Annotated in this window: 25 protein-coding genes; 15 read left to right on the top strand and 10 right to left on the bottom strand. The window is 71.5% G+C overall.

The window, feature by feature from the left end; genetic code table 11:
- Positions 1-79 precede the first annotated feature (79 nt).
- The 3 genes from KY498_RS08080 to KY498_RS08070 are packed head-to-tail and all read left to right on the top strand — an operon-like array spanning position 80 to position 2,075.
- A complete protein-coding gene (locus tag KY498_RS08080) occupies positions 80-529 on the top strand; it encodes a MaoC family dehydratase N-terminal domain-containing protein (RefSeq protein ID WP_101305727.1) in 450 nt (149 codons plus the stop codon).
- Positions 526-939, top strand: a complete 414-nt coding sequence (locus KY498_RS08075; RefSeq protein WP_060960380.1) for a MaoC/PaaZ C-terminal domain-containing protein — start codon at positions 526-528, stop codon at positions 937-939. Before KY498_RS08080 ends, KY498_RS08075 begins: the two co-directional genes overlap by 4 nt.
- Positions 939-2,075: a UDP-N-acetylmuramate dehydrogenase gene (locus KY498_RS08070; protein ID WP_191007976.1), complete on the top strand. Its 1,137-nt coding sequence runs from the start codon at positions 939-941 to the stop codon at positions 2,073-2,075. Before KY498_RS08075 ends, KY498_RS08070 begins: the two co-directional genes overlap by 1 nt.
- Here KY498_RS08070 and KY498_RS08065 read toward each other — a convergent pair.
- The 5 genes from KY498_RS08065 to KY498_RS08045 all read right to left on the bottom strand — a co-directional run bounded on the left by KY498_RS08065 (position 2,072) and on the right by KY498_RS08045 (position 6,804).
- Positions 2,072-2,842, bottom strand: a complete 771-nt coding sequence (locus tag KY498_RS08065; RefSeq protein ID WP_191007977.1) for a phosphatase PAP2 family protein — start codon at positions 2,840-2,842, stop codon at positions 2,072-2,074. The two genes, KY498_RS08070 and KY498_RS08065, sit on opposite strands and share 4 nt — an antisense overlap.
- 53 nt (positions 2,843-2,895) lie before the next feature.
- The gene (locus KY498_RS08060) at positions 2,896-4,101 is read right to left on the bottom strand and encodes a pyridoxal phosphate-dependent aminotransferase (protein WP_060960383.1); all 1,206 of its coding nucleotides are present in this window, start codon (positions 4,099-4,101) and stop codon (positions 2,896-2,898) included.
- 28 nt (positions 4,102-4,129) lie between these two features.
- The gene (locus KY498_RS08055; protein WP_191007978.1) at positions 4,130-4,708 is read right to left on the bottom strand and encodes an ATP-binding protein; all 579 of its coding nucleotides are present in this window, start codon (positions 4,706-4,708) and stop codon (positions 4,130-4,132) included.
- A 50-nt stretch (positions 4,709-4,758) separates the two neighbouring features.
- Positions 4,759-6,051 carry an MFS transporter gene (locus KY498_RS08050; RefSeq protein ID WP_191007979.1) on the bottom strand — a complete coding sequence of 431 codons (1,293 nt, stop codon included), beginning with the start codon at positions 6,049-6,051 and terminating at the stop codon, positions 4,759-4,761.
- A 105-nt stretch (positions 6,052-6,156) separates the two neighbouring features.
- Complete coding sequence (locus KY498_RS08045; protein WP_060960385.1) at positions 6,157-6,804, bottom strand: bifunctional 4-hydroxy-2-oxoglutarate aldolase/2-dehydro-3-deoxy-phosphogluconate aldolase; 648 nt, start codon at positions 6,802-6,804, stop codon at positions 6,157-6,159.
- A 95-nt stretch (positions 6,805-6,899) separates the two neighbouring features.
- On the opposite strand from KY498_RS08045, the gene KY498_RS08040 reads away from it, so the two are divergent.
- Entirely contained in the window at positions 6,900-7,700 is an 801-nt protein-coding gene (locus tag KY498_RS08040) for a DeoR/GlpR family DNA-binding transcription regulator (RefSeq protein ID WP_061782311.1), read from the top strand.
- Positions 7,697-9,001 carry a chloride channel protein gene (locus KY498_RS08035; protein WP_223848844.1) on the top strand — a complete coding sequence of 435 codons (1,305 nt, stop codon included), beginning with the start codon at positions 7,697-7,699 and terminating at the stop codon, positions 8,999-9,001. The genes KY498_RS08040 and KY498_RS08035 overlap by 4 nt, the downstream gene beginning before the upstream one ends.
- Positions 9,002-9,022: 21 nt before the next feature.
- Here KY498_RS08035 and KY498_RS08030 read toward each other — a convergent pair whose 3' ends face one another.
- Genes KY498_RS08030 through KY498_RS08020 form a run of 3 tightly spaced genes read right to left on the bottom strand, consistent with a single transcriptional unit; the run spans position 9,023 to position 12,232 of the window.
- Positions 9,023-9,601, bottom strand: a complete 579-nt coding sequence (locus tag KY498_RS08030; RefSeq protein ID WP_191007980.1) for a TetR/AcrR family transcriptional regulator — start codon at positions 9,599-9,601, stop codon at positions 9,023-9,025.
- Complete coding sequence (locus KY498_RS08025; RefSeq protein ID WP_191007981.1) at positions 9,594-10,442, bottom strand: alpha/beta fold hydrolase; 849 nt, start codon at positions 10,440-10,442, stop codon at positions 9,594-9,596. Before KY498_RS08025 ends, KY498_RS08030 begins: the two co-directional genes overlap by 8 nt.
- Before the next feature lie 53 nt (positions 10,443-10,495).
- Positions 10,496-12,232 (bottom strand): alkaline phosphatase family protein, encoded by a 1,737-nt coding sequence (locus tag KY498_RS08020; protein WP_191007982.1) that lies wholly within the window; start codon positions 12,230-12,232, stop codon positions 10,496-10,498.
- 38 nt (positions 12,233-12,270) lie between these two features.
- Here KY498_RS08020 and KY498_RS08015 point away from each other — a divergent pair, with 38 nt between their 5' ends.
- Positions 12,271-12,924 carry a hypothetical protein gene (locus KY498_RS08015; protein ID WP_191007983.1) on the top strand — a complete coding sequence of 218 codons (654 nt, stop codon included), beginning with the start codon at positions 12,271-12,273 and terminating at the stop codon, positions 12,922-12,924.
- Here the strand turns inward: KY498_RS08015 and aceB are convergent.
- Complete coding sequence (gene aceB, locus KY498_RS08010; protein WP_191007984.1) at positions 12,903-14,552, bottom strand: malate synthase A; 1,650 nt, start codon at positions 14,550-14,552, stop codon at positions 12,903-12,905. The genes KY498_RS08015 and aceB overlap by 22 nt on opposite strands.
- 36 nt (positions 14,553-14,588) lie before the next feature.
- On the bottom strand, positions 14,589-15,905 hold the full coding sequence (aceA, locus tag KY498_RS08005) for an isocitrate lyase (RefSeq protein ID WP_191007985.1): 1,317 nt from the start codon (positions 15,903-15,905) through the stop codon (positions 14,589-14,591).
- 138 nt (positions 15,906-16,043) lie between these two features.
- Between aceA and KY498_RS08000 the strand changes: the two genes are divergently transcribed.
- The 9 genes from KY498_RS08000 to KY498_RS07960 all read left to right on the top strand — a co-directional run bounded on the left by KY498_RS08000 (position 16,044) and on the right by KY498_RS07960 (position 26,738).
- Positions 16,044-17,525, top strand: a complete 1,482-nt coding sequence (locus tag KY498_RS08000) for a helix-turn-helix transcriptional regulator (protein ID WP_060960392.1) — start codon at positions 16,044-16,046, stop codon at positions 17,523-17,525.
- 170 nt (positions 17,526-17,695) lie between these two features.
- Positions 17,696-18,958 carry an extracellular solute-binding protein gene (locus KY498_RS07995; protein ID WP_191007986.1) on the top strand — a complete coding sequence of 421 codons (1,263 nt, stop codon included), beginning with the start codon at positions 17,696-17,698 and terminating at the stop codon, positions 18,956-18,958.
- 5 nt (positions 18,959-18,963) lie between these two features.
- Positions 18,964-19,917, top strand: a complete 954-nt coding sequence (locus tag KY498_RS07990) for a carbohydrate ABC transporter permease (RefSeq protein ID WP_191007987.1) — start codon at positions 18,964-18,966, stop codon at positions 19,915-19,917.
- A gap of 12 nt (positions 19,918-19,929) precedes the next feature.
- A complete protein-coding gene (locus tag KY498_RS07985) occupies positions 19,930-20,790 on the top strand; it encodes a carbohydrate ABC transporter permease (protein ID WP_191007988.1) in 861 nt (286 codons plus the stop codon).
- A gap of 31 nt (positions 20,791-20,821) precedes the next feature.
- Positions 20,822-22,702, top strand: coding sequence for a glycoside hydrolase family 3 protein (locus tag KY498_RS07980; RefSeq protein WP_191007989.1), 1,881 nt, complete (start codon positions 20,822-20,824; stop codon positions 22,700-22,702).
- Positions 22,703-22,732: 30 nt separating this feature from the next.
- Complete coding sequence (locus tag KY498_RS07975; RefSeq protein WP_191007990.1) at positions 22,733-23,866, top strand: LacI family DNA-binding transcriptional regulator; 1,134 nt, start codon at positions 22,733-22,735, stop codon at positions 23,864-23,866.
- A 93-nt stretch (positions 23,867-23,959) separates the two neighbouring features.
- A complete protein-coding gene (locus KY498_RS07970) occupies positions 23,960-25,384 on the top strand; it encodes a ferric reductase-like transmembrane domain-containing protein (protein WP_191007991.1) in 1,425 nt (474 codons plus the stop codon).
- A gap of 20 nt (positions 25,385-25,404) precedes the next feature.
- Positions 25,405-25,914 carry an FMN-binding protein gene (locus KY498_RS07965; RefSeq protein WP_191007992.1) on the top strand — a complete coding sequence of 170 codons (510 nt, stop codon included), beginning with the start codon at positions 25,405-25,407 and terminating at the stop codon, positions 25,912-25,914.
- Positions 25,911-26,738 (top strand): FAD:protein FMN transferase, encoded by an 828-nt coding sequence (locus KY498_RS07960; protein WP_191007993.1) that lies wholly within the window; start codon positions 25,911-25,913, stop codon positions 26,736-26,738. Before KY498_RS07965 ends, KY498_RS07960 begins: the two co-directional genes overlap by 4 nt.
- The last annotated feature ends 14 nt before the right edge of the window (positions 26,739-26,752 follow it).

The raw sequence follows: 26,752 nt of genomic DNA, 5'->3' as shown, positions 1-26,752 counted from the left end.
TCCCGCACGGCTGCTACGGGGTGTTTATCGCGGCGGTGGGGGACGGATGAGGGCGGGCGCCCCTCGGTAGGATCGAGGGGTGTCAGTGAACCCCGATCTGGTGGGACGTGCGTTCCCGCCGACCGCGTCCTATCTCGTGGGCCGTGAGAAGGTGCGCGAGTTCGCGCGCGCCGTCTTCGCCGAGGCGCCGCAGCACTACGAGCCGGAAGCCGCGCGCGCGCTCGGCTACGCCGACGTCGTCGCGCCCCCGACGTTCGCCATGGTCGTCCAGGACCTGACGATGCAACAGCTGCTCGCGGTCGAGGACTCCGGCATCGCGCTCGAGCGCACGGTGCACGCGGAGCAGCGCTTCCGCTACTCGCGTCCCATCGTCGCCGGGGACGAGCTGGTCGCCCAGCTCAGCATCACCGGCATCCGCCCCTTCGGCGCCGGTGCGATGGTCACCAGCGAGGCCGAGATCACCGACGTCGACGGCAGCCACGTCGTCACCGCGACGTCCGTTCTCCTGATCGGAGGCGAGGTCGCATGACATCCGCACCCCTCGAGATCGGCGTGGTCGTCGCCGAGCGCACCGTGCACCTCACGCGGGAGTCTCTCGTGCGCTACGCCGGTGCGTCCGGAGACCTCAACCCCATCCACTACCGCGACGACGTCGCCGCCCGGGTGGGCCTGCCGGGTGTGCTCGCGCACGGCATGCTCACGATGGGCCTCGCCGTCGAGACCATCGTCGAATGGCTCGGCGACGCCGGGCGCATCCTCGAGTACGGCGTGCGTTTCACGCGCCCCGTCGTGGTGGATGCCGACGCCGGCGCCGACCTGGTCGTCACCGCGAAGGTCGGTGCTCTCGACGACGACACCGCGCGCATCGATCTCACCGTGACCTTCGCCGACACGACGGTGCTCGGCAAGGCGCAGGTGCGCGTGCGCCGGCAGCCCTGATGGGCGAGATCGCGCCCATTCCGCTCGCGCAGCTCACCACGCTGCGCGTCGGGGGCACTCCGGAGCGGATGGTCGAGGCCCGCACCCGCGACGAGCTCGTCGCGGCGCTGCAGGACGTGTGGGCCGCGGGGGAGCCGTGGCTCGTGCTCGGCGGAGGCTCCAACCTGCTCGCCGGCGACGAGCCGTTCGAGGGGACCGTCGTGCTGGTGCGCACCTCCGGCATCGAACGCCTGGCCGACGCCGGCGACGGCCGCGTGCGGCTGCGCGTGGAGGCCGGTCACGACTGGGACGATCTCGTCGAGTACACCGTCGCGGCGGGACTGGCCGGCATCGAGGCGATGAGCGGCATCCCCGGGTCGGCCGGCGCCGCGCCCATCCAGAACGTCGGCGCCTACGGTCAGGAGATCGTCGAGACGCTCGTCGAGGTGGAGCTGCTGGACGAGGCCACCGGCGAGATCGAGGTGGTCTCCGCCGCCGATCTCGAGCTCGGCTTCCGCACCTCGGTGCTCAAACAGCACTACGGCCGCGGCGCGCTCCGTTCGGGCGTGATCGTCTCCATCACTCTCGAGCTGCACGATGTCGGCCACGGCGAGGTCCCGGTGCGTGGCGGCCAGCTGCGGCAGGCGCTGCGCCTCGCGCCCGACGCCGCGGTGTCGCTGCGGTGGATCCGGGAGACGGTGCTCGCGACGCGCGCCTCGAAGGGCATGGTGCTCGACGACGCCGATCCCGACACCCACAGCGCGGGCTCGTTCTTCCAGAATGCGATCGTGTCGGCATCCTTCGCCCGCACCCTCCCGCCCGAGTGCCCCCGGTGGCCTCTCGCCGTGGAGGTCGACCCGGTGACGGTGATCCCGCTCGCGGCGTTCGACGGCATCGTGCCGCCGCCGGTCTCGGTGCAGCCCGACGTGAAGGTCAGTGCGGCGTGGCTCATCGAGCACGCCGGGCTGGGGAAGGGCTTCCGCCTGCCGCGGTCGCGCGCCGCCCTGTCGACCAAGCATGCGCTGGCCCTCACGAACCGCGGCGGGGCGACGGCGGGCGAAGTCGCCGAGCTGGCCCGCTACATCCAGCACCGCGTGCAGGCGGAGTTCGGGCTGCTGCTGCAGCCGGAGCCCGTCCTGGTCGGCGTGGAGCTCTAGAGCTCCCCGCGTCGCTGCGGACCGGACACCGCCGGCGCCGGTGCCGGTCGCGGTGCGTCGCGCAGGAACGGCACCAGCGGCATGATCGTCCGCACCCAGATCAGCCGGGCGGCGGGGAAGACGCCCAGCACCCACAGCACGGAGGCCACGGCGTCCGTGGGGTAGTGCACGCCGATGATCGACACCGAAGCGGCCATCACGACGACCGCGAGGGCGCCGACGACGATCGCGAAGGGACGCCAGCGCGAGCCCTTGAGCATGACGACCACCGTCACCGCGACGGCCGCGACGAAGACGACGTGACCGCTCGGGTACGACGGGTCCACGGGCATGTGATCGACGGGATGCGGCAGGAGGGTCGCGTCGGGACGCGGGCGGGCGACGGCGATCTTGATGATGTCGGCGGGCACCCACGTGACGGCGACCGTTCCGGCGAACGCGATCGCGAGGGCGATGCGCCCGCTCACCGCCCACACCAGTCCCGTCGCGATGATCGTGATCACGATCGCGGGGACGGGTGAGAACAGGTCGTAGACCAGCGCGGTCACCTGCCCGGCCCCGGCGATGTGCCAGCTGTTGAGCGTGCGCGACAGGTCGGCGTCGATCGGGGCGGCGCGCAGCGCCAGCCCCGCGCTGATCAGGAAGACGACGGTGGCCAGGCCCACCACGAGCGCGGTCGCCGGGTGCACCGAGGGGGCGAGCAGGGCGTTGCGCGGTCGCCGCGACCTGCGCGATGCCGAGACGGAGACAGGGGACGACGAACGCATGAGTCCCGATCGTCCCCCGCTCGTCTCTGAGGTCTCTGAGTGCCGGCTCGGGCTCACTCCGTGCCGAAGAGCTTCTGCAGTCGTTGGACGCCCTCGAGCAGCTGGTCGTCGCCGAGCGCGTACGACAGGCGCAGATAGCCGGAGGGGCCGAACGCCTCGCCCGGCACGACGGCGACCTCGGCCTGCTCGAGGATGAGGTCGGCGAGCTCGAGCGACGTGTCGACGCGGGTGCCGTTCCATTCCCGTCCGAGCAGCCCGGTGACGTCGGGGTAGACGTAGAACGCACCGAGCGGGTTCGGCACGGTGACGCCCGGGATCTTCGCGAGCTCCGCGACGATGAGCCGGCGGCGGCGGTCGAACGCCTGGCGCATCTGCTCGGCCTCCGTCTGCGGGCCGGTCAGCGCGGCCAGCGCGGCACGCTGCGCGATGTTGTTGACGTTCGAGCTGAGGTGCGACTGGAGGTTGCCGGCGAGCTTGATGGCGTCGGCCGGCCCCACCATCCAGCCCACGCGCCACCCGGTCATCGCGTAGGTCTTGGCCACGCCGTTGACGAGGATCGTCTGTCCGGCAAGCTCGGGCACGGCCTCCACGATCGACACGGCGCGCGCACCCTCGTAGACGAGGTTCTGGTAGATCTCGTCGCTGACGACCCAGATGCCGTGCTCCAGCGCCCATGCCCCGATCGCCTTCGTCTCCTCGGGCGTGTACACGGAACCGGTCGGGTTCGACGGTGAGACGAAGACCAGCACGGTGGTCTTGTCGGTGCGGGCGGCCTCGAGCTGCTCGACGGTCACCTTGTAGTCCTGGTCGGCGCCGGCGAAGACCTCGACGGGGATGCCGTCGGCGAGCGCGATCGCCTCGGGGTAGGTCGTCCAGTAGGGCGCCGGCAGCAGCACCTCGTCACCGGGGTTCACGACGGCCTGGAACGCCTGGTAGACGGCCTGCTTGCCGCCGTTCGTGACGATGACCTGGGACGGGGCGACCTCGAGCCCCGAGTCGCGCAGGGTCTTGGCGGCGATCGCCTCGCGCAGCACCGGCAGGCCGGCCGCGGGCGTGTAGCGGTAGTTCGCGGGGTCGTGGAGGGCGTGGGCCGCGGCATCCACGATGAACGCCGGCGTCGCGAAGTCGGGCTCGCCCGCCGCGTAGGAGATCACGGGGCGGCCGGCGGCCTGCAGCGCCTTCGCCTTCGCATCGACCTTCAGGGTCGCGGACTCGGCGATGGCGGACAGCTTGCGGGACAGGGGAGCGCGTTCGGTCACAGGGAAAGCGTAGTCGTCCGTCGACCGCTCAGACGAGGGCGGCGATGGCCGCGCGGATCGCGTCGTCGTCGCGCCCGTCCGCGCTGTTGTCGTAGAGCGCGTGGTGGGCTCCGCGCCACCGGCATTCGGCGGCCTGGGCGCTCGCCCAGAACTCATCCCAGTGGGCGAGCTTCCAGCTGTCGCGCTGGTAGCCCCGACCGGCGACGCGATCGCGCACCCGCGCGCCGTCGACGCTCACGTGCACGACGGTGATGCGGGTGTCGGCGGGCCAGTCGTGGGCGAGCGCGGCGCGCTCGAGGTAGTCCGGCTGCGGGAAGTACCTCACGAACGGGGCGTCGAGCACCACCGGCGTCCCGAGCCGGAGGTTGTCGCCGGCGAGGCGCAGCAGGGTCTGATACTCCAGATCCATCACGACCTGCTGGTAGTACGCGTTGTTGTCGCGCTCGTGGGGATCGCTGCCGTGAGCCACCAGGAGCGCCTCGGTGAACAGGGTCGCGACGCTGTCCTTGTCGAGGTAGGCGGCGCCGAGCTGGCGTGCGATGAGCGTGCTGACGGTCGATTTCCCGCTGCCGGCGGGACCGATCACGAAGAAGAGATGCGAAGTCATGTGACTCTCCAGGGCGGTGGCGAGGGGCGTCGCCGCCCCTCGCCACGGGCTCAGGCGGTGCGGCCGGAGCGGTCCTTCACGAAGAAACCGTAGGACAGCGCCCCGACCAGCAGCAGCACCCCGCCGATGAGGAAGACGAGCGTGTAGTTGCCGCCCGTCGCGGTCAGGATCGCACCGGTGACCACGGGAGCCACGGCGGCGCCGACGAACCCGCCGAAGTTCTGGATCGCGCCGAGGGAGGCGACCTGGTTGGAGGGTGCGACGTCGGAGGCCAGGGTCCACAGGCAGCCGATCGGCACCTGCGAGGCGAAGTAGCCGATCGAGAGCAGGGTGATCGCGAGGGGCGTGTTGTCCACGTAGGCCACCGGCAGCACCGCCGCGGCCGCGAGCACCGCGCCGCCGACGATGGGGATCTTGCGCGCGCGCACCGTGTTGACGCCGCGCGAGACGAGGCGGTTGGAGAGCCAGCCGCCGAAGACGACGCCGATGATGCCGCAGAGGAAGGGGAGGGAGGCGAGCCAGCCGCTCTGGGCCAGGCTGAAGCCGCGGGCCGTCTGCAGGTAGCTGGGCAGCCACGTCAGGTACACCCAGACGGTGTAGAAGATGCCGAAGGCGCCGAGCACCATGAACCACGTGTTGCGCTGCTGGAGCAGCCGGCCCCAGCCCACCTTCGGCACGGTCGAGGCGATCGCCTCCTGCGCCTGGGCGCCCTTGATCAGCGCCTGCTCGCTCAGCGTGGGGTCGCGGTAGATGCGGAGCCACACCAGAGCGACGACGATCCCGAGGGCGCCGACGATGACGAACATGCCGCGCCAGCTCATCGTGAGCAGCAGGAAGGTCAGCAGCGGCGGGGCGATGGCGTTGGCGATCTGCGAGCCGGTGTTGACGAGGGCGACCGGCAGAGCGCGTTCGCGCTTGTTGAACCAGCGCTCGTTGACCTTCAGGGCCGAGGTGAAGAACGGCGATTCGGTGATGCCGAGGGCGACCCGCAGCGCGTAGAGCACGCCGAAGGAGTTCGCGGCCGCGGTGACCATCGACACCAGCGACCAGGCTCCCGCGGCGAAGGCGAACATCCGCTTCGGCCCGAACTTGTCGACCAGGTAGCCCGCGGGCAGGTTCGCGATCGCGTAGGGCCACGAGAACGCCGACAGGAGCAGGCCCATCTCGAAGGCGTTGAGTCCGAACTCCCCGGCGATCGTGGTGTTGGCGACGCTCAGGGTCGAGCGGTCGAGGTAGTTCACCACACCGCCCAGGATGAGGAAGCCGACGAGGAACCAGCGGATCCGGACGGACCTCTTCTCCTGCGTGGTCAGAAGCGGTGTCTCCGCGAGGGTGTCGGTCATCGTGTGCACTCCTTTGTGGTGGGCGGTTCGGGGGTTGTCGTGGTCGGGAAGGGGAGGGTGGGACGGGCGGCGTCGCCCGCGCGGGAAGGGCCCGCGGGGGACGGGTCAGTGGCGCGCGTCGCGGATCGCGTCGAGGAAGTCGGTCGCGGCCCGGGTCACGCGCAGGTAGTCGCCGTCGGCTCGCGCCGCCTTGGTGACGGCCGAGCCGACGCCCACGGCGAGGGCTCCGGCGTCGAACCAGTCGCCGACGTTGTGCACCGTCGCGCCGCCGGCCGGCAGCACCGGGGTCTGCGGCAGCGGTGCCAGGACCGTGCGGAGGTAGTCGGGGCCGGCGATCTCGGTGGGGAACAGCTTGACGATGTCGGCGCCGCTCTCCATCGTCTGGACGAACTCGGTGGGCGTGAAGGCGCCGCTGATCGTGGCGACCTGGTAGCGGTTGGCCAGGCGGATCATCTGCGGGTTGAGGTTGGGGCTCACGAGCAGCCGGGCTCCGGCGGTGATGGCCGTGAACGCCGCCTGCTCGTCGAGGACCGTTCCCGCCCCCACGGCGATGCCGTCGTCGGCGAACTCCTGCGACAGCGTGCGGATGACATCGAAGGCGCTCGGGACGGAGAGCGTCACCTCGAGTGCGCGGATGCCGCCGGCGACGGCTGCCCGCGCGACGGCGAGGGCCTCGTCCGCCGAGTCCAGGCGGATGATGAGCAGGGCGCCGGTGTCGGCGATGGCGTGGAGGACTTCGTGTTTGCGTAACATCGATGCACACATTAGCACAAGAATTCACACTTAGTAACAATCTCGAACGTGCGTGTACCGCGGGCGGTCGCGGGACCGCCCTAGAATCAGACGACATGGCCAGCGATCCGCCCCTCATCCCCGAGCAGCGTCAGCACGAGCTGCTGCGGCTGCTGCGCGGCGCCGGTGCCCTCAGCATCCGCCATCTCGCCGAGCTCCTCGGCGTCTCGCACATGACGGTGCGCCGCGACATCGTCGTGCTCGAATCCGAGGGACGCGTCGTGTCGGTGCAGGGCGGCGTGCGCCTCACGGAGCGCGCCGGCACCGAGACGCCTCGGGAGCGCACCTCGCGCGCCGTGCTCGAGCTTCCCCGCAAGAAGGCCATCGCCGGCGAGGCGGCCGCGTTGGTCGTCGACGACAGCGTCGTCTTCCTGGATGCCGGGACCACCTGCGAGGCGCTCGTGCCGCATCTGGCGCTGCGCAGCGGGGTCACCGTCGTCACCAACGACTTCTTCGCCATCGCGACGCTGCGCGACTACCCCTCGATCCAGACCATCCACACCGGCGGCACCGTCGACGCCGCCAGCGGATCCGCGACGGGCCCGCTGGCCGCCGCGACCCTCGGCGCGCTCGCCGTCGACGTCGCCTTCCTCAGCACGGGCGCGTGGGACACGACCCACGGCGTCACGACCCCGGAGCTGGACAAGGTCACCCTCAAGCGCGCCGTGCTCGACGCCGCCTCGGTGTGCGTGCTCGTCGCGGACAGCACCAAGTACGGTGCGAGCGAGCGCTTCAAGGTCGCGCCGCTGGATGCCTTCGACGTCGTCGTCACCGATGACGAGCTCGACGAGGTGGCGGCCGCGGAGCTTCGTGAGCGCGGCGTCGAGGTGCGGCTGGCGCCGATGGCGGCACCGTGACGGCCCGCACGCGGCCGCGTGGGGAGCGCTCGCGCGCCCGCCGTGCCGGTCTGTGGGCGCTGGTCCGGCTGGGCGTCGCCACCGCCGCGGTCGGCGTCGCGACCGGAGTGGCCGTGCTCCTGCTGGTGTGGATCGTGCACACGGTCGAGCACCTCGTGTGGGGAAGCGCCGAAGGCCCCTTCCTCGACGGCCTCGCCCTTCCCTCGCCCTGGTGGCTCCCGATCGTCAGCCTCACCGCCGCGGGCGTCATCGCCGCCGGGGGCTGGTACCTGCTGCGCCGGTTCGGCCGGCGCATCGCGAGCGTCGAGGAGGGCGTCGCGGGCACGCGGATGCCGGTGTGGGAGACGCTCGCCGACACCGTCATCCAGGTGACCTCGGTCGGTCTGGGCGCCTCGATCGGCAAGGAGGTGGCGCCGCGGGAGCTGTCCGCGATGGCGGGCTCCACCCTCGTGCGGTGGTTCGGCATCGACGCGCGCTGGCGGACCATCCTCATCGCTTCGGCGGCCGGCGCGGGTCTCGCCGCCGTCTACAACGTCCCCCTCGCGGGCGCACTGTTCGCGATCGAGATCCTGCTGGCGCGGTTCAGCGCCGGGGCCGCCGTCGTCGCGCTGTCGGTGAGCGCCATCGCCACCTTCGTGGCCCGTCCGCTGGTGGCCGACGGATCGCTCTACCAGGTGGCGCCGGTGGAGGTGAACCCCTCGCTGCTGGTGGCGGCGCTGCTCATCGGACCCCTCATGGGCTGGGGGGCGACCAGCTTCTCCGCGGTCACCGCACGACTGTCGCGCCGGCGACCCACCGGGTGGCGGCTGCTGCTCGTCCTCCCGCTGACGTTCGCGGCGGTGGGCGTCGTGGGCTCGTTCTTCCCCCTGCTGCTCGGCAACGGCCGGGCGCTGGCGACGGCCGGGTTCGATCTCACGCAGCCGGCGCTCCTGCTGCTCGCTCTGGCGGTCCTGAAGTACGTGGTCACGGCGATCTCGTTGGGCTCGGGTGCGATCGGCGGCACGCTGCAGCCGTCCGTCGCGATCGGCGCGTCGCTCGGCGCCGCGGCCGCAGCGGGATGGGCGTTCATCTGGCCGGGCGCCGACGCGACCGCCCTGGCGATCGTGGCGGCGGGAGCCTTCCTCGCCGCCAACATGAGGGCGCCCTTCACGGCCATCGCGCTGATCATCGAGTTCACGGGCACCGGTTTCACCCTGCTGCTGCCCATCTTCCTGGCCGTCGCCGGCGCGCTCGCCGCGTCGCGACTCGTCTGCGGAGGCGGTCTGGGCCGCTTCGCGCCGATCGATCCGGGACGGGAGTGACTCCGCCTCCGGCGAGAGCTCTCAGCTCGACCAGGTCGACAGCATTCGATCGAGCCCGGCGATCAGCCGCGCGAAGCTCTGCTCCACGCTGACCGGCATCGCGAACCCGCCGCCGTTCTCCAGGGCGCAGAACCCGTGGAGCGCGGCGCGGAGCGCGCGGGTGGCGTCGACGAGCTGATCGTCGTCGGCGATGTCGTAGCCGCGCAACGTCGCCGAAACGACCTCCTGCACCTCGGCGGCGGCGCGCGTGTGCGCGTCGTCGCGGCTCTCGCCGGGCATCGGCGCCCGCTGGGTCGCCGCGTAGCGTCCCGGATGCCGCAGCGCATACGAGCGGTAGGTGCGGCAGAGCCGGTCGAGCGCCTCCGCCCGGGAGACGCCGACGGCCGACATCCGCAGCTCGTGTGCGAGCTCGCGGGTCGCCGCCGTCGCGACGGCGGTGCGCAGGACCTCGAGCGAGGCGACGTGCTTGTACAGGCTCGGGACCTTGACGCCCGCCCTCGCCGCGACCTCCGCAAGGGTGAGCGCCTCGCTGCCGACGTCGTCGATCGCCTCGAGCGCGACGGCGACCACGGCGTCGGGGGTGAGCCCGGCCCTAGGCACCCGTCACCTCGCGGCAGAAGGCGACGAGCGCCGGGGTGACCCTCTCGGGATCCTCGGCCTGCGGGTAGTGCCCGGCCCCGTCGATCAGCTCCACGCGGGCGTTCAGACGCTCGGCGACCCACGTCGCCTCCGCCGCGGGGTCGCGGAAGTCGGGATCGGCGGTTCCCATCACGACCAGCGTGGGGGCCGTGACCCGGGGCAGGCGTTCCTCCGCCGGGGTGTGGTCGGTCCGCGTGGTGCGCACGAAGGCCGCGGTCGCCCCCGGTCGCGCCATCGCCGCGCGGATGGCGTCGCGGTGCTCGGTGAAGTCGGCGGGCAGGCGGCCCGGGTAGAGCTGGGGGAGATAGGCCAGCCAGGCGCCGCGCGCCCACGGGCGCTGCATGAGCAGGCGGAAGAGCGCGGCGGCGACCGGGTTCGTCGGGGCGTTGCGGACGAACGGGCCGATCAGCGCGAGGGCGCGGACCGCCTCGGGCGACTCGGCCGCCGCCCAGACCGCGGCGCCCGCCGCCATCGAGGTACCGACGACGACCGCCGGGGCCCCCAGGTGCGCGATGAGCGCGAGCACGTCGCTTCCGGCGGCCGCATCGTCGTAGGCGGAGAACGTGGCGTCGGAGTCTCCGTGGCCGCGCAGGTCCATGACCGCCACGCGGAAGCCGGCGGCGCGGAGCGCGGGCACGGTGTAGCGGTACGCGGCGGCGATCTCGCCCATCCCGGGGACGCAGACGACCAGCGGTCCTTCTCCGGTGAGGCGGTAGGCGACGCGTCCCTCGGGGCGGCGCAGGTGATGGATGCCGAGTCGCGCGAACGCGGCGGCGGCGGTGTCGTTCGGGCTTGTTTCCATAGCCCTAAAGCTAATGACATTAGCCATACCTGTCAACCCCGCTCCGTCGACGGTCAGCGCACCTCCGCGTCGGTCGTGCCGAACAGTCCGTCGCCGTGCTCCACCAGCGCGTCGAACGCCTCGCCGTAGGTGGTGGGGATGACGGCGTCGCGGTTGAAGCGCGACATCAGCAGCCCCACCAGTCCGCGCGCGGGCGACGTGAGCGGCCGCCGTTTGTGCGTCGCGGTGGTCTGCTCGGCGACCGCCTCGGGGTTGGGCGGTCGCCACAGCGACGACGGCTGCGGCCACGTGTAGGGCTGGCGCGGCACCGTGAGATTGATCGCGTTGAAGACGGGGTTGGCCCCGGCATCCCTCGCGGTCAGCGGCCGGAGACCGTGGAGGCGGCAGAGCGTGTTGATCACCGAGCCGTGGTGCATCTCGTCATGGATGACCGTTCCCGCGGCGGTGTAGGCGCTGACGACGATCGCCGGCACCCTCAGACCGAGTCGGTCGAAGCGGAAGCCCATCTCGCCGGGCTCGCCCGATCCGGGCGGAGCTGCGGCGGGCGGCGCCACATGGTCGAAGGTCCCTCCGTGCTCGTCGAAGGTGATGACCAGGGCCGTGTTCATCGCGTTCGAGCCGCCGCGGGTGCGGCTCGTGCGGATCGCGTCGTAGACGTCCTGGATGAGCTTGTCGCCCGCGCGCACATCCGACACGGCGCTGTTGTCGATCTCGAGCGTCGACCCGTCGTCGAGGGTCAGGGTGCCGTCGCGCAGCTCGCCCCAGGGCGGGTGCATGTCGTTGTGGTTGAAAATCATGCGGGGTTCGATGAACGAGTACGCGGGCAGCGTGCCCTGCGCGGCATCGGCGTAGAACTGGCGCATGTCCCGGAAGTGCGTCTTCCAGTACTGCTCCAGCACGGGCGCGTGCAGCATCCCGGTCAGCGACACGAGCTGCGTCGGGTCGTAGTACACCCGCCACGGGATGCCGGCCGCCTCCAGTCGGTTGAAGATCGTCGGTGTCGCCGGCGCCTCGATCCACTTCTCGTAGTCGTCGCCGTCGTGGTTCGTGACGAACCCGTGGGACGTCGACGCGTGGAAGAACGACCGGTTGCAGAAGGTCTGCGACGGCACGGCCGCGAACCACCGGTCGTACACCGCGAACTCGCGGGCGAGGGTCGAGAGCACCGGCAGCATCTCGGGGGCGAAGCCGCCCATCGCGACCGCCACCTCCTCCGCCGTGGGCTCCCGTCGCATGCTCAGCCGGAAGTTCACGATGTAGTCCGTGACGAACCCGCTGTTGGTCGGCTGCATGCCCGCCGGCGGCGCGTTGAACGGATCGGACAGCGGGTGCGTCCGCAGGTCCGCGTTGGACGGCGGGTCGATGACGTCGAACAGCTGCGTGTTCACGTGGGGGTAAGTCTCGCCTGGGTCGGGTTGCGGCTGCTGCATGATCGCGTCAGTGGAGCCGGCGTAGATGTGCGCCGGAACCGGCACGCCGTCGGGTCCCGCGTTGGCGTACGCGCCCTGCGCGATCCCGTCGAACTCGCCCGCCGACTTCTCCTGCGCGCCGTAGAGGTGTCCGAGCACGTTGTCGAAGCTGCGGTTCTCGAACATCACGACCACGACGTGATCGAAGCCCGGTGCGTGGCGCGGGGCGAGCGGCGTGAACTCGGGCGGGTGCACCGTGGCGGCCGTCGTGACCGCCGCCGCCGCGGAGCCGCCGATCGCCAGCCCCGCCGCGCCGATCCCCGTGCGGCGCAGGAACTCGCGCCGGCTCGTCCCGGCATCCGGGCCCCGTCCGCCTTCCATCCCCCGATTGTAGGGAGGATGTCGGCTACTCTCTGCCCATGGCTCCGACTCTCCGCTTCGACGGCGCCGCCCGCTACGGGGCGGCCATCGTGCTGATGATGTTCGGGGTCTACCTCGGGGTCGCGACCGACTTCTCCGCGATCGTGCAGTCGGAGAGCTTCGCGGGGACGATCGCCACCGACATCCCCTTCCTGAACGCCGCGCAGTTCCTCCTCGTGCTCGGTGCGATCCTCACCGCGATCGTCCTGCTGCCCACATCGGGGTGGCGGCGCCTCGGGGCCTTCACGCTGGCCGCCGTCGTGCTGCTGCTGTGGGCCACCTTCGGGCTCCAGCGCGCCGGCGGGAACCTCGTCGAGCCGGCCGACGTCTGGCGCTTCGTCCTCAACCAGGCGATGGTGATGCTGATCGCCGGTGTCGGAGGCTGGCTGATCGCCCGCGGACGCCACCCCCTGTCGTGGATCGTGCTGGTCCTCGCGATCATCCCCGCGCTGGTGACGCCGGTCATGACCCAGCACAGCTTCCCGAGCGGAGCGATCGCCCTGATCACGCAGGCGATGACCGCCGTGATCGGGTTCGGCGCGGTCTGGCTCGCGGCGGTGATCGACCGTGCCCAGGGCGGACGCACGCAGGCGGGGGCGGATGCCGCGGCATCCGCCCCCGACTCCGACGCTCAGTCCTCGTCGGTCAGGTAGTCGGCGTAGGCCCCGAGCGTCAGGAACGTCGGGAAGTCCTCGCCCAGCGCGACATCTCGGAAGATGGCCGCCGCGTCGTCGAACCGGTCGCCACGGTCCTCGGCGGAGACGGGGCGCCGCTCCACCTCGCCGAGCACCCGCTCGATGAGGCCCTCCACGTACTCGCGCGTGATGCGGGTGCCGTCGTCGGTGGTGCGGTCCTGGTGGATCCACTGCCACACCTGGCTGCGGCTGATCTCGGCGGTCGCGGCATCCTCCATGAGGTTGTCGATCGCGACGGCGCCGAGGCCCCGCAGCCACGCTTCGATGTAGCGGATCGCCACCGACACGTTGCCGTACACGCCCGCCGCCGTGACCGGCAGACCGATGTGCACGTCGATCAGCTGCGACGCCCGGACGTTCACCTCGGGCCGCTGGCGGTCGATCTGGTTCGGGCGCTCGCCGAGCACCGCATCGAACTCCGCCTGTGCCACCGGGATCAGGTCGGGGTGGGCCACCCACGTGCCGTCGAAGCCGTCGCCGGCCTCGCGCTTCTTGTCGGCGGCGACCTTTTCGAACGCCTGGGCGGTCACCTCGGGGTCGCGCCGGTTGGGGATGAACGCGCTCATGCCGCCGATCGCGAAGGCCCCGCGCTTGTGGCACGTCTTCACGAGCAGTTCCGTGTAGGCCCGCATGAACGGCACCGTCATCGTCACCTGGCTGCGGTCGGGCAGCACGAAGCGCGCACCGCGGCCGCGGTAGTTCTTGATCATCGAGAAGATGTAGTCCCAGCGCCCGGCGTTCAGGCCCGCGACGTGATCGCGCAGCTCGAACAGGATCTCCTCCATCTCGAACGCGGCCGGCAGCGTCTCGATCAGCACCGTCGCGCGGATCGTGCCGTGCGGGATGCCGATGTACTCCTCGCTGAAGGTGAACACGTCGTCCCACAGCTTCGCCTCTTCGGCCGACTCGATCTTCGGCAGGTAGAAGTAGGGCCCCACGCCGTTGTCGATGAGGCGCTGCGCGTTGTGGAAGAAGTACAGGCCGTAGTCGACCAGCGAACCGGATGCCGCGAGGTCGCGGCCGGCGCGGTCGGTGTAGCGGATGTGCTTCTCCACCAGGTGCCAGCCGCGCGGGCGCATCACGATCGTGGGCGTGCGCTCGGCGGTGACGCGGTACTCCTTGCCCTCGGGGCTCGTGTACGACAGCTGCCCGCGGATCGCGTCGAACAGGGAGAGCTGACCCTCGATGACGTTGCGCCAGGTGGGGCTCGTGGCGTCCTCCTGGTCGGCCAGCCACACCTTCGCGCCCGAGTTGAGCGCGTTGATCGTCATCTTCGGGTCGGTCGGGCCGGTGATCTCGACACGGCGGTCCTCCAGGCCCGGGCCGGCGCCGGCGACCGTCCAATCGGCGTCCTCGCGGATGTGGGCCGTGTCGGAGCGGAACTGCGGGTCGTGCCCGTTGCCGATCTCGAAGCGGCGCCGCATCCGGTCGGCGAGCCGGTCGTGGCGGCGGCCGGCGAAGCGGACGTGCAGCTCTGCGAGGAACGCGATCGCCGCGGGCGTGAGGATCTCGTCGTAGCGGTCGCGGATCGGTCCCGTGATGGTGATGGTCGATGCGGGCGCGGTGCCCGTGGCGGTGGGAGTCATGGCCCTGCTCTTTCTGTGTCGTGTGGGGTTGGGTGCTCAGTGGAACTGTTCGGCCTCAGTGGATCCCACCAGAGCCAGGGTCGCGCTGTCGGGGTTGAGCGCCGTGGAAACGACGTCGAAGTAGCCGGTGCCCGCCTCGCGCTGGTGCTTGGTGGCGGTGTAGCCGCGGGCCTCCGCGGCGAACTCGGCTTCCTGCAGCTCGACGTACGCGCTCATGGCGCGCTCGGCGTAACCGGAGGCGAGATCGAACATCGAGTAGTTGAGGGCGTGGAAGCCCGCGAGGGTGATGAACTGGAACTTGTAACCCAGGTCGGCCAGCTCCTGCTGGAAGGTCGCGATCTGCTCGTCGCTGAGGTGACGCTTCCAGTTGAAGCTCGGCGAGCAGTTGTAGGCGAGCATCTTGCCGGGGAACCGCTCGTGGATCGCGCTCGCGAACGCGCGGGCCAGCTCGATGTCGGGCTCGCCCGTCTCCACCCACAGCAGGTCGGCGTAGGGGGCGAAGGCCAGGCCGCGGCTGATGACCGCCTCCAGGCCCGGACGCACCCGGTAGAAGCCCTCGCTCGTGCGCTCGCCGGTCGTGAATTCCTGGTCGCGGGGATCGACGTCGCTCGTGAGCAGATCGGCCGCCAGCGCGTCGGTGCGGGCGATGATGACGGTCGGCACGCCGGCGACGTCGGCGGCGAGCCGAGCCGCGTTCAGGGTGCGGATGTGCTGCTGCGTGGGCACCAGCACCTTGCCGCCGAGGTGGCCGCACTTCTTCTCGCTGGCGAGCTGGTCTTCCCAGTGGATGCCGGCGGCACCCGACTGGATGAGCGAATGCGCGAGCTCGTACGCGTTGAGCGGGCCGCCGAAGCCGGCTTCGGCATCCGCGACGATGGGCGCCAGCCAGTCCTGCGTGAGGGTGCCCTCGGTGTGCTCGATCTGGTCCTGGCGGATCAGCGCGTTGTTGATGCGGCGGACGACAGCGGGCACCGAATTGGCCGGGTAGAGGCTCTGGTCGGGGTAGGTCTGCCCGGCGAGGTTGCCGTCGGCGGCGACCTGCCAGCCGGAGAGGTAGATGGCCTTCAGGCCCGCGCGTACCTGCTGCACCGCCTGACCGCCGGTGTACGCGCCGAGCGCCCGGATGTAGTCCTCGGTGTGCAGGAGGTTCCAGAGGTTCTCCGCGCCGCGGCGGGCGAGGGTGTTCTCCTCGCGGACGCTGCCGCGCAGGCGGACGACGTCCTCCGCGGTGTAGGTGCGCTCGACGCCGTCCCAGCGCGGGTCGGTGTCCCAGATCTCCTGCAGCTCGGCGGCGGTCTGCGTCTGGTCGCCCGCGCGGAGGGGCGGCTGACCGGGGGTGGCCTGGATCGTCATGGTGCTCTCCTTCATCGGATGCCGGGGCGGGGCCGGCGGTGGCTCGTGTCTCCACTGTGGGTGAAGTTTGAGGCCAGGAGTAACCAAATCCATTGTGAAGATTGATCGAAGTTCACGTTCTGTGACACAATCCGGGACATGACGAACGTCGATGTTCCCTTCGCCGACCTCTCGGGCGCCGCCGACGATGAGGCCGACGCCCTCACGATCGGCCGGCGCATCCGGCAGCTGCGCACCGCCCGCGGCCTGACCCTCGACGAGCTCGCGGCGGCCGTCGAGCGCGCGCCGAGCCAGCTGTCGATGATCGAGACGGGCAAGCGCGAGCCCAAGCTCACCCTCCTGCGCACCATCGCGAAGGCCCTCGGGGCGACGGTCGACCAGCTCCTCGAGGCGGAGCCGCTGGACGAGCGCGCCACCCTCGAGATCGCCCTCGAGCGCGCCATGAAGGGCCAGACGTTCCGGGCGCTCGGCATCGAGCCGTTCCGCATCGGCAAGTCGGTCCCCGACGACGCCCTGCGGGCGCTGCTCGCGCTGCAGGGGGAGATCGAGCGGCTCGGCGACGAGCGCTCCGCCACCCCTGAGGAGGCGCGGCGGGCGAACGTGGAGCTGCGCCACCTCATGCGACGGCAGGACAACTACTTCGCCGAGCTGGAGGAGCATGCCCGCGGCATCCTGCGCGCCGTCGATCACCCCGGAGGTCCGCTCACGCAGCGCACCGCGTCCGACATCGCCGCTCATCTGGGCTTCTCCCTGCACTACGTCGCCGACCTGCCGGCGTCGACGCGGTCGGTCGCCGACATCAAGCACGGGCGGCTGTACCTCTCGAGCACGGTGCCCGCGAAGGGCGACTCGCGCACGGCCGTGCTGCAGGCGCTCGCGAGTCGCATCCTCGGCCACGCCGAGCCGCGCTCGTACGCCGAGTTCCTGCGCCAGCGCGTGGAGACGAACTACCTCACGGGGGCGCTGCTGATCCCCGAGGATCACGCGGTCCCGGTGCTCCACGACGCGAAGTCGCGCCGCGCGCTGTCGATCGAGGACCTCCGCGATGCCTACTCGGTGTCGTACGAGACCGCGGCGCACCGCTTCACCAACCTGGCCACGCGTCACCTCGGCATCCCGGTGCACTTCCTGAAGGTGCACGAGTCGGGGACCATCACGAAGGCGTACGAGAACGACGACGTGAACTTCCCCTCCGACCGCCTGGGGGCGATCGAGGGGCAGCTGTGCTGTCGCCGCTGGACGAGCCGGGTCGTCTTCGACATCCCCGACAAGTTCAACCCGTACTACCAGTACACCGACACCGGCAACGGCACGTTCTGGTGCACCGCGCGCGTGGAGGCCTCGAGCGAGGGCGCGCACTCGGTGTCGGTGGGGGTGCGCTTCGACGACACCAAGTGGTTCGTCGGGCGCGAGACCACCAACCGCGGCGTCTCGCGCCATGCCGTCGAGGTGTGCTGCCGCCGTGCTCCCGCCGAGCTCGAGTCGCAGTGGCGCGACCAGGCCTGGCCCAACGTCCGCACGCCCCGGACGCTGCTGGCGACCCTGCCGACCGGCTCGTTCCCGGGCGTCGACACGACCGACCTCTACGAGTTCCTCGAGGCGCACGCTCCGCGCGACTGAGCGGCTCGCCGCTCCGTCGGCGAGAAACCGTTCGCGCACCGAGAAACGCCGCGCGCAGCGGTGCCTCGGTGCGTCGATGGTGTTTCGCGGGACACCGTCTTGACGAAGGTTATGCGCATAAGTAAAGTGGCCAGCGACACCGCAGCGGGTGTCCCGTTCGAGGAGGAACCATGAAACATGTCCGGCTGGGAGCCGTCGCTCTCGTCGCCATCGGCGCGCTCGCGCTCGCGGGATGCGGTCGCGCAGACGACGCCGCGAGCGCACCCGACAGCGCCACGACCATCGGAAGCGAGCCGGCCACCGGCACGATCACGATGTGGGCGATGGGTGCGGAGGGCGAGGCGCTGCCCGACTTCGTGAAGACGTTCGAAGAGGCCAACCCCGGCGTCACCGTCGAGGTCACGGCGATCCCGTGGGATGCCGCGTACAGCAAGATCCAGACCGCCATCGCCGGCGGCACGACGCCCGACATCGCCATGATGGGTTCGACCTGGATGGCCGACTTCGCCGACGCGTTCCAGACCGTGCCGACCGACCTCGACACCTCCGGGACCTTCCCCGGCGCCGTCGCGTCGACCCAGGTGGGCGACCGCATGACCGGGGCGCCCTGGTACGTCGACACCCGCGTGCTCTACTACCGCACCGACCTCGCCGAGAAGGCGGGCTGGACCACGGCCCCCACCACGTGGGACGAGCTGAGCCAGATGGCCGCCGACATGCAGTCCAAGGCCGGTGCCGAGTACGGCATCCGTCTGCCGGGCGGCAACGACTCGTTCCAGGGCACGCTGTGGATGCCGTGGTCCAACGGCGCCTCGCTCGTCGACGGCGATAAGTGGACCGTCGACACGCCACAGATGGTCGAGGCCTACGAGTACTACCAGAGCTTCTTCCAGAAGGGCATCGCCAACCCGGCGGCCGACCGCTCGTCGGGCGCGCAGGAGGCGGACTTCGTCGCCGGCACGACCCCGATGCTCATCGACGGGCCGTTCATGATCGGCTCGCTCGAGAAGGTCGGCGGGGAGGGCTTCTCCAGCAAGTTCACCACCGCCGTGCTGCCCACGAAGGAGTCGTCCACCTCGTTCAGCGGCGGGGCGAACCTCACGGTCTTCAAGAACTCGAAGAACGCGCACTCCGCCTGGAAGCTCGCGCAGTGGCTGACCGATCCGACGACGCAGGCGCAGTGGTACGAGAAGACCGGTGACCTGCCCGCCGTCCAGGCCGCGTGGAAGGAGCAGGCCCTCGCCTCGCAGCCGACGCTCGCCGCGTTCGGCACGCAGCTCGAGACCGCGAAGTCGGTGCCGGCGACCACGACGTGGGTGCAGGTCGCCGCCGCGGGCGACGCCGTGCTCGAGAAGGTGCGCCTGGGCACCCAGAGCCCTGCAGACGCCATGAAGGAGCTGCAGAGCAAGGCCGACGCCCTCGGAATGGGCTGATCGAGATGACGCAGGCATCACTGGCCGCGACCGGAGCGGCCGCCGCCGTCTCCGGTCGCGGCCGTGGTCGCCGACCCGGGTCGTCCCGGCGTCGGCGTCAGGGATGGATCGCGTGGGGGTTCGCGCTCCCGTTCGTGATCGTGTTCGCGGTCTTCATGATCGTGCCGATCGTGGGCTCGTTCGCGATGTCGTTCACCGACTTCCGCGCGCAGGACATCCGCTCCCCGTTCGCGGTCGACTTCGTGGGCCTCGATCAGTACGTCAAGGTGCTGACCGACCCCACGTTCCTGAAGTCGATGGGCGTGACGGCGACGTTCGTCGTCGTCGGCATCCCCGTGACGATGGCCGTCGCGCTCGCACTGGCGCTCGCCCTGAACTCCGGCGGCGGGCGCATCGTCTCGTTCCTGCGCGTCGGCTTCTACGCACCGGTCGTGACGAGCATCGTCGCCGTCGCGGTGGTGTGGCGCTACATCCTGCAGCCGGACGGGCTGCTCAACAGCGCCCTCGCCGTCGTCGGCATCCAGGGGCCGGACTGGCTCAACGACACCACCTGGGCGCTGCCGTCGCTCATCGCGGTGGCGGTGTGGCGCAACGTGGGCACGCTGATGGTGATCTTCCTGGCGGGCCTGCAGGCCATCCCGACCGACGTCAAGGAGGCCGCCATGATGGACGGCGCCTCGGCGTGGCGGCGCCTCACCGCGGTCACGCTGCCGATGCTGCGCCCGACGCTGCTGCTGGGCGCCGTGCTCATCTCGGTCGGCTTCCTGCAGTTCTTCGAGGAGGCCTTCGTGATGACCCAGGGCGGCCCGCTCGACTCGACCCTGTCGGTCGCCTATTACACGTTCAAGCAGTTCGGCTTCGGGCAGTACGGCGTCGCCTCGGCGGCCAGCTACATCCTGTTCCTCGCGATCGCGCTGCTGAGCCTGCTGCAGTTCCGGCTGCTGCGGACGAAGGACTGAGAGGACCCCGCCATGACCGCTCCTGTCACCGCCCGCCCGACGCGGCGCGCGCGCCGCGCCGTCACCGGCCGGGCCGTCACCTACACCGTGCTCGTCTTCGGCCTCATCGTGTGGATGCTGCCGTTCGCCTGGATGCTGCTGGGCTCCGTCAAGACCCAGGCCGAGATCCTGCAACGCCCGCCCACGTGGTGGCCGCGCGAGTTCACGTGGGACAACTTCGCCCAGTGGTTCGGCCCGCTCGACATCGGCCGCTTCTTCACCAACAGCATCGTCGTGGCACTGCTGACCGTGCTCGGCAACCTCGTGTTCTGCTCGATGGTCGGCTACGCGCTGGCGAAGATGGACTTCCCCGGCAAGAAGATCCTGTTCGCCGTGGTGCTCGTGACGCTCATGGTGCCGGGCGTCGTCACCTTCGTGCCGCTGTTCGTGATGGTCTCCTCGCTCGGGCTGACCAGCAGCTACGCGGCGCTGATCCTGCCGTTCATCACGACGCCGCTCGGCGTGTTCCTCATGCGCCAGTTCATGCTCGGCATCCCCGACGAGCTCATCGAGGCGGCGCGCATCGACGGGGCGGGGGAGCTGCGCATCTTCGCCCGTGTCGTCATGCCGCTGTGCGGGCCGCCGCTGGCGACCCTCGGCATCCTCACCTTCCTCGCGTCGTGGAACAACTTCCTGTGGCCGCTCGTCGCGGCCCAGACCGAGAACATGTACACCCTCCCGGTGGCGCTCTCGCTGTACTCGACCGGACAGAACGCGACCGACTACGGCCTGCTGCTGGCGGGGTCCGTGCTCGTGATCGCGCCGATCCTGCTGCTGTTCGTCTTCCTGCAGCGCTACTTCATCCAGGGCGTCGCCACGACCGGGCTCAAGTGAGCCCCCGCGACCCGCCTCGAGAAAGAGAATCATGACCCCCACGTATCTCACCGCGCCCGACGGCACCCGCTTCCGCGACCTCAACGCCAACGGGGTGATGGATCCGTACGAGGATCCGCGCCGCAGCGCCGACGAGCGCGCCGCCGACCTCGTGGCCCGGATGAGCCTGGAGGAGAAGTGCGGGCTGATGTTCCAGACCGTCATCGAGGTGGGGGAGGAGGGCGAGCTGCTGGAGGCGCCCGGGCGCATCTCGAAGTCGCCGACGACCACGGTCGTCCGCGGCAAGCACCTGTCGCACTTCAACGTGCACGCCATCCGCTCCGCCCGGCAGGCCGCCGTCTGGAACAACAACCTGCAGGCCCTGGCCGCGCAGACTCCGCACGGGGTGCCCGTCACCGTCAGCACCGATCCGCGGCACGCGTTCGTCGAGAACACCGGCGTGGGCTTCGCCGCCGGGCCGTTCTCGCAGTGGCCGGAGGGCCTCGGACTGGCGGCGATCGACGACGTCGAGACGGTGCGCCGGTTCGCGGACGTCGCGCGGCAGGAGTACCGCGCCGTCGGCATCCGCGCCGCCCTGCACCCCCAGATCGACCTCGCGACCGAGCCCCGCTGGGGGCGGCAGGCCCAGACCCTCGGGCAGGATGCCGCGCGGGTCGCCGAGTTCACCGCCGCCTATCTGCAGGGCTTCCAGGGTGACGCGCTCGGACCCGACAGCGTCGCGTGCACGACAAAGCACTTCCCGGGCGGCGGTCCGCAGAAGGACGGCGAGGACGCGCACTTCCCGTACGGGCGCGAGCAGGTCTACCCGGGCGGCATGTTCGAGTACCACCTGGAGCCGTTCCGCGAGGCGATCCGCCGCGGCACCGCCGCGATGATGCCGTACTACGGCATGCCCATCGGGCTGGAGCGCAACGGGGTGCCCATCGAAGAGGTCGGCTTCGGCTACAACCGGCAGATCGTCACGGACCTCCTCCGCGGCGAGCTCGGCTTCGACGGGGTCGTCGTCACCGACTGGGAGCTGGTCAACGACAACCACGTCGGCGACCAGGTGCTGCCGGCGCGCGCCTGGGGCGTCGAGGAGCTGTCGCCGAGCGAACGCATGCTCAAGATCCTGGATGCCGGGGCCGACCAGTTCGGCGGCGAGGAGTGCGTCGACCTGCTGATCGAGCTCGTGCGCGCGGGGCGCGTCGACGAGGCCCGCATCGACGCGTCCGCGCTTCGCCTCCTGCGCGTGAAGTTCCAGCTGGGCCTGTTCGACGACCCGTTCGTCGACCCCGACGAGGCGGAGCGCATCGTCGGGAACGCGCAGTTCCGGGCGGAGGGGGAGCGCGCGCAGGCGCGTTCGCTGACGGTGGTGCAGAACCGTCCGACGCCGGGCGCGGATCACCCGGTGCTGCCGCTGAGCGGAGCCGGGCGCCGGGTGTACGTCGAGGGGTTCCGCCCCGAGGACGTCGCCGAGCTGGGCGAGATCGTCGCCGACCCCGCCGACGCGGATCTCGCGCTCGTGCGCCTCGGTGCGCCGTTCGAGCCGCGCGACGACCTCTTCCTCGAGGCGTGGTTCCACCAGGGCTCGCTCGAGTTCCCGCCCGGCCGCGTCTACCGGATGAGGAGCATCGCCGCGCACTGCCCGCTCGTGCTCGTGGTCAATCTCGACCGTCCCGGCATCCTGACCCCGTTCGCGGCGTTCGCGTCGGCGATCGTCGTCGACTTCGGCAGCTCGTCGCGCGCGGTCGTCGACGTGCTCACGGGCCGCATCGCGCCCGAGGGGCGCCTGCCGATCGAGCTGCCGCGCTCGATGGATGCCGTGCGCGCCTCCCGCGAAGATGTACCGTCGGATACGGGCGACCCCCTCTTCCCGGTCCACTTCGGCCTGGAGCTGCCGATGCGGGTCGGAGGCCGCGCCGACGCGTGAGGCGGCCGTGGACACGAGGAGGGGCTGCGCATGAGTGACGCCGGCTCGCGTCGCCCGACGGTCTACGACGTCGCGCAGGAGGCGGGCGTGTCGATCGCGTCGGTGTCGTTCGCCTTCCGCCGGCCCGAACGCATCAGCGAGGCGACGCGCGAGCGCGTGCTGGCCGCGGCGCGCCGCCTCGGCTACGCCCCGAGCGCCGCCGCCCGTGGGCTCGCGAACGGTCGCACCGGCATCCTGGGCCTGCACGCGTTCGACCTCATGCTCGAGCGGGCCGACCCGAGCGACATCGCGCCGCCGCGGCCCGACACGCGCCGTCCGCCGCTGGATGCCGGGGCCATCATCCCGTGGTCGCAGACCGACGACGAGACGCTGTCCGATCCCCGCGCGTTCCCGCTGTACGTCGACGAGGTCCAGCGCGGCTTCGCGCTGGAGTGCTGGATGCTGGGGCGGCCGGTGGTGCTCTCCAGCGGCTCCGACAGCGACGTCTCGGTGGCCGACACGGCGGGCCGGGTCGACGGTCTGGCGATCTTCCCGTCGCCCGTGCTGCCGACGGCGCTGCTGCGGATGCCCGCGACCATCCCCACGGTGCTGTTCAGCGTCGCCCCGGGCGATGACCCGCACCATCGCGTGCGCGTGGACAATGCGGGCGGCATGAGCGCGCTCGTGGATCATCTCGTGCGCGATCACGGCTACGACGACGTCGCCTTCGTCGGCCGGCAGGAGGGCTTCGACAACGCCGAGCGGTTCGCCGCCTACCGCGCGTCGCTGACCCGCTGGGGTCTGCGCCCGCGCGACGAGCCGATCGACGGGACGGTGCGCGGTCCGCACCGCATGGTCGAGCAGCTGAGCGCGCTGCACGCGAGCGGTGCCCTGCCGCGCGTGCTCGTCTGCGCCACCGATCAGCACGCCCTGATGGCGCTGGATGCCCTCGCCGCGCTCGGCGTGCGGGTGCCCGACGACGTCGCGGTCACCGGGTTCGACGGCATCCTGGCCGGCCGTCTCAGCACGCCGACGCTCACGTCGGTGCGTCAGCCGATGGAGGCGATGGGCCGCGCCGCCGCCCGCATCCTGGCGGGCACCGCCGGCCCGCTGCCGGAGGGGCAGACGCGCTTCGACGCGGTGTTCGCCCCGCGCGTGGTGATCCGCCACAGCTGCGGCTGCTGAGCTCCGGCCCGCGTTCCTGTCAGGTTCCTATGGATGCCGCCGGGGCGGCGGATTCTTGGCCTTGTCTCAGAGCCGCTCGGCGACGCTCGACGCATGACCACCCAGGCCGCCACCCGAGCCACCCGAGCCACCTTCGTCGCCGCCGCACCCGCCGTGCGCGCCCGGTCGTGGCGACCGGTGCGGCGCCTCGTCGCGATCGCCGTCATCTGGGCGACCAGCCTGTTCGTCGTGGCGCTGTGGGTCGCCGGCGGCGCCGTGCAGGATCTGCTCGCGTGGGATGCCGACACCCTCAACACGCTGGGCCGCATCACGGGCCTGGTGTCGGCGAACCTGCTGCTGTACCAGGTGCTGTTGATGGCGCGCGTGCCGCTGTTCGAGCGGGCGTTCGGCCGCGACGCGATCACGCGGATGCACCGCTGGGTCGGCTTCTGGTCGTTCTGGCTGCTGCTGGCCCACATCGCCCTGCTGGTCGCCGGCTACGCGGCGCAGGCGGACGTGAACGTGTTCGTGCAACTGTGGGACTTCGTCTGGAACTATCCCGGGATGCTGCTCGCCACCGCCGGGACGGGCCTGCTGGTGCTGGTCGTGGTGACGAGCATCCGCCGTGCGCGCCGCGCGATGCGCTACGAGTCGTGGCACCTGCTGCACCTGTACGGCTACCTCGGCGTGGGCCTCGCGATCCCGCACATGCTGTGGACCGGCGCGGACTTCGCGGCGCATCCGCTCGCCGAGGTCTACTGGTGGGGGCTGTGGGCCGTCACGGCGGCGGCGGTGCTGGTGTACCGGGTCGGCCTTCCGCTGTGGCGATCGGCACGCCACGGCATCCGCGTCACGGCCGTGGAGGCCGACGGCCCGGTCGGCGTCGTGGTGCGCATGCGCGGCCGCAGGCTCGGGCGGCTCGGCGCCCGCGCGGGGCAGTTCTTCGTGTGGCGCTTCCTGGACGGCCCCGGCTGGACGAGGGGGCACCCGCTGTCGCTCGCCGCCGACCCGCGCCGCGGGGAGCTGGTCGTCGCGGCCCGCATGGTCGGAGACGGCACCCGGCGCCTGGCGACGCTGCGCCCCGGCACGCGCTTGCTCATCGAGGGGCCGTACGGAGAGTTCACGGGGGAGGCCCGCACCCGGCGGGGCCTGCTCCTGCTCGGCGCGGGCGCGGGCGTCGCACCCCTCGTGGCGTTGCTCGAGGCCGAGCCGTACGCCGCCGGGGAGGCGACGCTCGTGACGCGCGACCACGCGCCGGCCGAGGCGATGCGGACGGCGGCCATCGACCGCCTCGTGCGCGACCGCGGCGTCCGCCACGTCGCGCTCCACGGCCCACGGCGGGTCGAGGGCTCCACGTGGATGCCGGCGCACTTCGCCGACGGACGGGGTGCCGAGCTGCTGCGGCGGCTGGTGCCGGCCCTCGACGAGCACGACGTGTTCCTCTGCGGACCCGAGCCCTGGATGGCCGCCGTCCGGCGCGACCTGCGCGCCGTGGGCGTGAGCGCCGACCGGATCCACAGCGAAGCCTTCGGCGTCTGACGCCGGGAGAGGAGACGACGATGAAGAAGATCGTCTACGCGATACTCGCGACCCTGAGCGGGCTCGTCCTGCTCTTCAGCTACCGCACGTCGTTGCCCGAGGATCAGGCGTCCGCGGCCACGGACACGGCCACCGCCGCCGCCCGCACCGCGACCGCGCCGACCGCGACGACGCCGACGACGACGCCGCGCGCCACCGCGTCGGCCGCCGCGGCCACACCGTCCGCGACGGCCTCGTCGGGCACCGGCCTCGCCGACGGCACCTACACGGGCGCCGCCGCCGACACCCGCTACGGCGCCGTGCAGGTGCAGATCACGGTGGCGGGCGGTGTCATCACGGACGTGCAGACCCCCCAGTACCCGAGCAGCAACGGCCGCGACCGGCAGATCAACCAGAACGCGCTGCCCCGCCTGATCTCGGAGACGATGGCCGCCCAGAGCGCCGCCATCGACATGGTCTCGGGGGCGACCTACACCAGCGACGGCTACATCGCGTCGCTGCAGTCGGCGATCGATCAGGCGGCGGCGTGAACGCGCCGCGGCGGCAGGCCTGGACGGCCGCGGTCATGGGCACCACCGTCAGCATCCACGTGATCGCCGCGGGCGCCGTGCCGCAGCGTGCCGCGGACGCCGCGGCATCCACGATCGCGGCGCTGCGCGAGCTCGACGCCCTCTTCTCGCCGTTCCGATCCGCCTCGCAGGTCTCACGGCTGCGTCGCGGGGAGCTGGCGCTCGCCGACGCCGATCCGCGGCTGCGGGAGGTGGCGCAGGCCTGCGCCCGGCTCGAGACCGCCACCGGCGGCCGCTTCAGCGCCTCCTGGCGCGGCGGATTCGATCCCACCGGCTACGTGAAGGGCTGGGCGGCCGACCGCTCCGCCGACGCGCACCTGGTCCCCCTCCTCGAGGGCGGCGACGTCGTGGCCGTCGGGATCAACGTCGGCGGCGATCTGCGGGTGTGGACGGCCGCCGACGCGGACTGGTCGTGGCGCGTCGGCATCGCCGACCCGCGCCTCCCGGGCGCGCTGCTGGCGACCGTCGAGCTGCGGGCCGGCGCCGTGGCGACATCCGGGACGGCGGAGCGGGGAGCGCACCTGATCGACCCGCGGTCGGGCAAGCCGGTGCCCGGTCTCGTCAGCGCCACCGTCGTCGCCGACGACCTCACCACCGCCGACGCGTGGGCGACGGCGGTCGCCGTCTCGGCGGACGAGGACCTCGGGTGGCTGTGGGGTGCGCCGCTGCGCTCCGGACTGGTCGCCGCCGCGACGGACGGCCCCGGCGGCGAGCCCGCGTCGCTCCGCGTGCGCCGGTGGCTCGGCGGCGTGGGCGTGGAGACGGTCGTCCACGCGGCGGCCTGATCGCGCCGCGGCAG

The organism is Microbacterium sp. PAMC21962, assembly GCF_019443465.1.
Lineage (GTDB): Bacteria > Actinomycetota > Actinomycetes > Actinomycetales > Microbacteriaceae > Microbacterium > Microbacterium hominis.
Note: the sequence above shows the minus strand (reverse complement) of the source record. Positions and strands in the feature narration are given on the sequence as shown.